This window comes from Enterovibrio coralii (genome assembly GCF_001559595.1).
In the GTDB taxonomy this organism is placed as follows: Bacteria; Pseudomonadota; Gammaproteobacteria; order Enterobacterales; family Vibrionaceae; genus Enterovibrio; species Enterovibrio coralii.
The window spans coordinates 113,501-120,546 of sequence record NZ_LNTY01000030.1 but is presented as its reverse complement, the minus strand read 5'-3'; the positions used below and the strand labels follow the sequence as shown (position 1 = coordinate 120,546).

General features: G+C 43.2%; 9 protein-coding genes. 6 read left to right on the top strand and 3 right to left on the bottom strand.

Going from position 1 to position 7,046, the window contains the following annotated elements; genetic code table 11:
* Positions 1–81 precede the first annotated feature (81 nt).
* The 4 genes from ATN88_RS09970 (at position 82) to ATN88_RS09955 (ending at position 2,746) form a co-directional block, all read left to right on the top strand.
* Positions 82–747, top strand: a complete 666-nt coding sequence (locus tag ATN88_RS09970; RefSeq protein WP_157490694.1) for a hypothetical protein — start codon at positions 82–84, stop codon at positions 745–747.
* Between the two features lie 7 nt (positions 748–754).
* The gene (locus tag ATN88_RS09965) at positions 755–1,651 is read left to right on the top strand and encodes a hypothetical protein (protein WP_067414900.1); all 897 of its coding nucleotides are present in this window, start codon (positions 755–757) and stop codon (positions 1,649–1,651) included.
* A gap of 186 nt (positions 1,652–1,837) precedes the next feature.
* Positions 1,838–2,176, top strand: coding sequence for a PepSY domain-containing protein (locus tag ATN88_RS09960; protein WP_067414897.1), 339 nt, complete (start codon positions 1,838–1,840; stop codon positions 2,174–2,176).
* 228 nt (positions 2,177–2,404) lie between these two features.
* A complete protein-coding gene (locus ATN88_RS09955) occupies positions 2,405–2,746 on the top strand; it encodes a hypothetical protein (RefSeq protein ID WP_067414946.1) in 342 nt (113 codons plus the stop codon).
* 106 nt (positions 2,747–2,852) lie between these two features.
* Here the strand turns inward: ATN88_RS09955 and ATN88_RS09950 are convergent, their stop codons facing one another.
* From ATN88_RS09950 to ATN88_RS09940, 3 genes are all read right to left on the bottom strand, one after another.
* Entirely contained in the window at positions 2,853–3,503 is a 651-nt protein-coding gene (locus ATN88_RS09950) for a hypothetical protein (protein ID WP_232313057.1), read from the bottom strand.
* A gap of 149 nt (positions 3,504–3,652) precedes the next feature.
* The gene (locus tag ATN88_RS09945; protein ID WP_067414894.1) at positions 3,653–3,955 is read right to left on the bottom strand and encodes a hypothetical protein; all 303 of its coding nucleotides are present in this window, start codon (positions 3,953–3,955) and stop codon (positions 3,653–3,655) included.
* Positions 3,956–4,104: 149 nt separating this feature from the next.
* A complete protein-coding gene (locus ATN88_RS09940; protein WP_083539457.1) occupies positions 4,105–5,064 on the bottom strand; it encodes an NAD(P)-dependent oxidoreductase in 960 nt (319 codons plus the stop codon).
* Between the two features lie 105 nt (positions 5,065–5,169).
* On the opposite strand from ATN88_RS09940, the gene ATN88_RS09935 reads away from it, so the two are divergent.
* Positions 5,170–6,507 (top strand): aminotransferase-like domain-containing protein, encoded by a 1,338-nt coding sequence (locus ATN88_RS09935; RefSeq protein ID WP_067414891.1) that lies wholly within the window; start codon positions 5,170–5,172, stop codon positions 6,505–6,507.
* A gap of 79 nt (positions 6,508–6,586) precedes the next feature.
* A complete protein-coding gene (locus ATN88_RS09930; protein WP_067414889.1) occupies positions 6,587–6,940 on the top strand; it encodes a DUF2750 domain-containing protein in 354 nt (117 codons plus the stop codon).
* The last annotated feature ends 106 nt before the right edge of the window (positions 6,941–7,046 follow it).

Below are 7,046 nucleotides of genomic sequence, written 5' to 3'. Positions count from 1 at the left end.
TAAAATTCATATTAAAGAAAATTAGAGAGAATATGAATCACCATGCATGAAAACATAAACAATTATTATAAAGGTTTTGCCATGAGAATTATTGCAATAGTATTAATATTATTTTCATTTCAGCTAAAATCTGAAGAGGCAACCATTTATCATTTTTTGGAATTCATGGACCAAAAAGTAAAGGTATCCGGCAATTACTTCAAAGGAATACAAGATTCCAGCCAATTTAACGAAAGGAATATATATTTATTTAGTGAAAAGCCTATAAGTAGTAATGTTTGTGTAAATATTAACAGCGCGGATGGTGTATACAAAGCAGAACTAATCTATAAGTTATACAATCAGCCTAGTGAAAATGGCCTTGTTGCACTCCCCTTCCCTACAGCTCACTTTGATAAGCTTCGGAAATTTAGTTCTAGTCAATTAGCGATACGTGCAAAGTCAGTCTCAACTACGGATTGTAACGAAACTGGTATTGAGTACATCGCAAGCTGGAGTAACCTTAACAAAGGAGAAAATGTACACATTTATTTAAGAAGCAATGCAAGAAGCGATGTAATCCATATACCAACAATAAAAGAACATGACTTTAAGGTCAAATGTATAAAGTTGAAAGGGAATTATAATATAGCTTATGACAAAATATGCACAGTACCGAAGAATAAATTAAAAAACAGCCTTGAAATAAAAAGAAAAAAATTATCTTCGATACCAAACTATCAAACCAAGATAAACTGGAAGCAATAAATTAAATATGGACCATTATAAGCTCAAAAAAAAACTCAGCCTCATCACCGAAAATATCACTTCGATTATAGAGTCTAGAAACACCCATAAAATAATCGCCATATCGCTATTTACATTACTCATACTTCTCATATTCTATACTACATGGCATACTTCACCGTATTTATCAGGAAAGAAATCATTATTTACAATTGAAGCAAAAACCAACTATATTGAAATATCTCCCCATAAAAACGGTAATTATCCCACATGGGAAATAGAAAAAGGGAGATTGTATGACAATTGCTCAAAAGACAGTGAAATTAGTTTCTCAGGCTCAGTATTTATAAATCCTTATTCCACCATTGAATTCATCAATGATTTAAGCGAGACCTTAGTAATCTATCTTAATAGCGAATCAGACACCAGTTCAGGAAGGGTAATAACAAACACAGCTGAAATAATGCTTTCTGATTGTGCCGCACTAAAGATTGATAATTCATTAGAGAGTATATTCCTAATTGACGGAGTTATTGAATTAGGTACTGAAGTAAATGAAAACACCACTAACAATGCAATTCTTAAATCAGGCTCTGTTACAATATCAGACAAGAGAATATTCTCTAATGATTACTATCAAAACACGCCCAGGCCTTTGAAGATGGGAGATAAATTCTTAGTTAAACTTCCAGAATCACAAAGCTCAGGCTTTGTACATTTTAAAAGAGGACAGTACATGTATACATCTTACCAGTCTACTGGGCAAGAGGGGGTAATACAGCGATACAAATCAGAAGATATTATAATTAAAAATAGCATATGGGACAAAATAAAAAATGATGACATTCTTACTTTTTTATGGATCGCTATCATATTCACGTCAGGGCTAATTAGAACATTTATAATGCTAATTAGAAAACCTTAATCATCTTGTTCCCTTTATGTTTTGAGTTGGATGAATTTCACATTTTTTTCACATCCCTCACCTTAACCTGCTATCACTGATGTAAGGCGTTGCATGTCTATTTAGAGATAACTCGCAGATACTCAACGCTTTCGACACGTCATGGTTCCATCGATTTGTTGTGAAACTGAAGTTAAGGACAGACAAATGAAAAAACTGATTTTAGGTACTGCACTTTTGGCATCTGTGGGCATGTTCAGCGTCTCTAGCTACGCGGCAGATGCAAAAATCATTAGCGAAGAAGCAGCAATCAAGGCTGCACTGGCAGAGGTTGGCGTGGAAGTATTGGGCATTCGTTTTGACGAGCCTGATACGCAGTGGGACGTGTTTGTGCGCTCTGGCGAGCAAGCGTATGAAGTAGAAGTGGATGCGGTTAGCGGCAAAATCGTGGCGGCTGAAAAAGAGAGCCTCGCAGAAATCACCGCAGAGCTTTCAGGTGACCTTTCCCACGAAGGCGTGGTGGGTGACGTCGACAAGAAGCAATGAAAATAGCTTCAATTGGCATCCTTTTACACTAAAAAGCCACGTTTCAAAACGTGGCTTTTTGTTTTCTTCAGATTGAATTTTTTAAGCGATACTCAATCGGCCAAGCGGTTGAAATACGACGTTGCTCACCAAGATTTAAGAAGTCAGTAACTTTATGCAATGGGTTGCTAAAGTTAAAGATGAAGCATTCATTTCATGCCAACTGAAGACGAGAAGCGAATCACTGTGATGGAAAAAGACGAAGAAGAAAACCAACAGAATCGTGAATTTTTTAGGCTCCGTTATAACGAGAACGAGCGGCCTATTTTCTTAGCAGAAGGCGACAAGTTCCCTGTGTGTGAGATCTCTGAACAAGGCGTTCGCCTCTTGGTAAAAGAAGATACTCAGGTTGTAGATGGCCGGATAATCGCTGGCATTATTCAGTTTGAGGACGGTTCTGAGGTCGAAATTCAAGGCAAACCTTTTAGGCGAGAAGAAAATGAATTAATCGTTCGCCTTCATCACGGGTTGGAGCTGAAAAAGATAAACGAAGAGCAGATCCGAATAAGAAAGAAATACAGCCGCGATTAACCTTGCCCTAATTTTCAGCCGCATTTTACTCGTCCTCTAAAACGCAAAAACCACGTTTCTCAACGCGGTTTTTGTTTTCTTACTTGTGCCTTTTCAGTGTACTGAATTACAGCACTCGCAGACTTTTAATTCTCAGTGTACTCGTTTCACCTGTTTCAAAGTTCAGCTTCGGAGACAGGTAAATATCTTCCACATTAGATAAATTCAGTGCGATTTTCTTGGTGCTTTCTGGTGCCCAGCTTGGTTGTTTGAATTCGCTGGCTTGCAGTTTGATGGTTACCCATTCATCAGATGCAGGGATAACGGTTTGATAATGCGCATAAGAGCCGTCACCTTTTGAGCCAAAATCAGATTGAGAGAATTTCACTGACACGTCAGATTCCGAGCGATAGGTAATTTCCAGGTTAGAGACACCCGTCAACGCCGTTTCAGTCGCGCAAACCAGCTCAACAAACGGCCAGCGCTTGCCTTCTTGCTTTGCAGACATGGTGAACTCAACCGCGATCTCTTCATTCTGGACGAGAGGATTAGATGCCTTAAAGCTAGAGCCAAAGTCATCAGTCGCCGCACGCCAATTTGCCGTATGAAGGAGATTCACGCCTTTGATGTCGTCCGCCGCTTGTGCAAATGGCATCGCTAAAGCACTCAATAAGAGCATACCGAAGATAAACAGTTTATTGGGAGTGAGTGTCATGGTGATAAAACCCTGCTGGATTAATGGTTTATCCACTATGGGTTTATCGAAATAGTCTGTCATTCAACAGCTTGCCAAACTACGACATGCTTCATTCTTGAGCGGTTTTTGATGACAACATTTGCGAGGTGCAACTGCTTTCACATGAATGGCTAATCACGTCCTATCGACTGTTTTTGCATCATACAGCACTCGTTTTTACCCACTCATTGCTAGTTGTTTTCTGCCCACCAAATTTTGCCTTTGGTCTTAAACAAGGCTTTTTTGCAGACTGAACAGACATGTTTTTGGCGCGGATCGCCATCGGTGGTGACAGGAACGATGTCGACGTTATCCGAACCGCAGGAAAAGCAGGTAACGCATTTCACATCATCGGTTTCACATTCAGGGTGATCGTCGAGGTATTCCTCAAAGGAAGGGAGTTTTTTCCACTCATCATCTTGCGGCTTGGAGTAAACAACGAAATAGAAGAAAAGCACAAGGCCAATACCGACTACAACAGACAACAAATCCACAGCTACTCCTTGTTGAAATCCGATCACGAAACCGCATTTGCTAAAGCCCCATAAAATCAGGGATAGAGCCAATTGATGAGAATATCCATTGTATAGAAAACGGGCTCAACATCTGTGAGCCCGTTCGTGCATATCTGACTTGTTTAAAACTATTTTTTGTTGGCTTTGATAAGGACAGAGGTATCCATGCGACCGAAACCTCTTTGTTGCAGTTCCTCGTACTTGCTGTCTACGTTTTTTGTCAGTGCTAAGTCCAACCCATGACGCGACGCTTCATCCAGACAGATACCCAAATCTTTGCGCATCCAATCGATCGCGAAACCAAAATCAAACTTGTCTTGTGCCATCGTCACTGCACGGTTTTCCATCTGCCAAGAGCCAGCAGCACCATGTTTCAGCACGTCGGTCACTTGTTCAATGTTTAGACCAGACGCTTGGGCGAGGATCAGTGCTTCACTCAAGCCTTGCAGGATACCGGCAATACAGATTTGGTTAACCATCTTGCAGCGTTGACCCTGGCCATTCTCGCCCAGCAGCACTGCGGATTTTGCGAATGCATCAATCACAGGTTGTGCTCTTGCAAACGCGTCTTCGCTGCCGCCACACATTACGGTCAATACGCCATTTTCTGCGCCCGCTTGTCCGCCTGACACTGGGGCATCAATAAAGCTCACCCCTTTTTCAGCACAAGCTTTTGCCAGTTCTTCTGCCAACTCCGCTGACGTCGTGGTGTGGTCAACGAGAATACTGCCCGGCTTCATGGACGCCAGTACACCGTCGTCACCGTAAATCACGCTGCGAACGTCGTTGTCGTTACCCACACATACAAATACAAACTCACAACCTTCTGCCGCTTCTCGCGGAGTCAGCGCGTGTGCGCCGCCATGTTGGTTCGCCCATGCTTCGGCTTTTGCTGCGGTTCGGTTGTATACCGTGGTATCAAATCCTGCGCGAAGGAGGTGGCCTGCCATTGGGTATCCCATTACGCCCAGACCTACAAATGCGACTTCGTGTTTTCCATTTTTCTCCTCCTTCGTGATTCGGTAATACGTTAATCGTTGTTTGCCAATTCGCCAACGTGTGATGACTATAATTGCAGCAATTGACATATGTCAATAAATCATTTCTTTCAATTAAACTATTTCAAAACAGTGTCGATAAGGTCATAATCTTGTTAATGCAGAGAACGGATACATGAGCCAAAGGAGTTCGGTGTGAGTGAAGCGAAATTCAGGGATATCGCACAGTTAATCGAGGCGCGCATTGATGAAGGTGTGTATCCCGCCAATGCCAAACTGCCGCCACACCGCGAGTTAGCCGCAGAATTCAACACCACTCCAGTGACCATTTCTAAAGCCTACAAACTGCTTGCAGAGCTGAAACGCGTTGAGTCTTTCGTTGGACGCGGCACCTTTGTTATTGGCCCTTCTGCACTTAGCACAGCAATCCAAGCAAAAGATGGAGAAGGCTTTAACTTCTCGATTTTGCAGCCCTGCATTCACCTTAATCTACGCCAAGTTCGCCAAGCTTACCGTGACGCAACAGAAACGCTGGATGTTTCTCTGCTTGCCTATGCAGAGCAATCTGGCCACGAAGCACATCGCCAATCTGGCGTAAAATGGCTCCAGCGATTTGGTGTCACAGATGCCAGCATTGAGAATACTTTGCTCACCAGCGGCGCACAGCAAGCCTTATCTTTGGTGATCAACACACTGACACAACCGGGTGATGTTATCGCAGCAGAGAGTCTCACCTATCCGGGAATCTTGGCCGTTGCAGAGCTTTCGTCTCGCAACGTTGTGCCTGTCGAGATGGACGCACAAGGTTTGTGTCCAAAAGCGTTAAAGCGCGTGCTGAAAACCGATAAACCCAAGCTCGTCATCACGCTGCCGTCTCATCAAAACCCAACTGGAATAACGATGGGTGAGAAGCGAAAAGCTGAAATAGCAAAAGTTATGGCGACATCTTCCGCATACTTGGTGGAGGATGACATTTATGCGTTTTTGAACGATGAAGTCATAACGTCTATTTCCTCTCGCATCCCTGATAAAGGTATTTACCTCACTAGCCTGTCGAAGGCGATCAGCCCTGCGATGCGTTGTGGTTACATCAAAGCCCCTCTTCATTTGATCCCGCTGCTGAACGCGCATATCCGCGCTGAGATTTGGCTAGCCTCTCCGCTGAACTTTATGGTCGCGACGCAGTTGATTGACTCCAATACCGCCTTCACGCTCGCAGAAGGCCAGCGAAGCGAAGCAAAAGCACGCCAACGCATGACTGAGAATATCTTGGGGCCATTCGAACAAACGCCTTCGGGTTTCCATGTTTGGTTGCCTTTACCGCCGCATTGGAGTGCTGAGCGTTTTACTACGGAAGCAAAAAAAGAGGGCATTACGTTGAGCAGCGGCGTGCATTTTTCAGCAAATGGTAAAGAAGACAAACATGTTCGTTTGTCGCTGATGGCGATCGCATCGAGAGCAACCTTCGAAGAAGGATTGGAAACACTCCGCCAGCTTTTGACAAAGAAACCGCTGCCAAACGTTGAATTTTGAGGGTTTAAGCGTAACGACAGCAGCGCATTGTTGCGATAAGTGATACTCTAGACGGGTTAACTCTCAAGAGATTAAGTAAATGACCAAACTAACCGCAGATATCCAAGCAAACCTGATGCTTTTTGTCGAAGAAACCAAGCGTACTAACGTTGTTTGGGGTCTTCAGAATGAAGAAGAAGATTGGCTGGCAGTTGACTCTACCGAGTTCGAAAACAGTGAAGTTATGCCTTTTTGGTCTGCAAAAGAAGACGCTGAACGTCATAACGTGGAAGAGTGGGCAGAGTTCACGGTAACTGAAATCCCTCTTGATGTGTTTGTTGAAGATTGGCTGATCACCCTTGACGAAGACGGCGTGCTGGTTGGTACCAACTGGAATGCTGACTTGGAAGGCAAGGAAGTTGAGCCATCAGAACTGGCGAAGATGTACCTGTAATCTGGTTCAGTGAATTCTTTAAGCCGAGCTATTTAGTTCGGCTTTTTTGTTTGAACTGGCTTAACCAACTGTATGTTCAGCTTTACATGCATTAAATCGAACAGTG

What these genes read in the sequence shown, in the direction of transcription:
- ATN88_RS09970 (WP_157490694.1), top strand. Translation starts at nt 82, where the DNA reads ATGAGAATTATTGCAATAGTATTAATATTATTTTCATTTCAGCTAAAA.
- ATN88_RS09965 (WP_067414900.1), top strand. Translation starts at nt 755, where the DNA reads ATGGACCATTATAAGCTCAAAAAAAAACTCAGCCTCATCACCGAAAAT.
- ATN88_RS09960 (WP_067414897.1), top strand. Translation starts at nt 1,838, where the DNA reads ATGAAAAAACTGATTTTAGGTACTGCACTTTTGGCATCTGTGGGCATG.
- ATN88_RS09955 (WP_067414946.1), top strand. Translation starts at nt 2,405, where the DNA reads ATGGAAAAAGACGAAGAAGAAAACCAACAGAATCGTGAATTTTTTAGG.
- ATN88_RS09950 (WP_232313057.1), bottom strand. Translation starts at nt 3,503, where the DNA reads ATGACAGACTATTTCGATAAACCCATAGTGGATAAACCATTAATCCAG.
- ATN88_RS09940 (WP_083539457.1), bottom strand. Translation starts at nt 5,064, where the DNA reads ATGTCAATTGCTGCAATTATAGTCATCACACGTTGGCGAATTGGCAAA.
- ATN88_RS09930 (WP_067414889.1), top strand. Translation starts at nt 6,587, where the DNA reads ATGACCAAACTAACCGCAGATATCCAAGCAAACCTGATGCTTTTTGTC.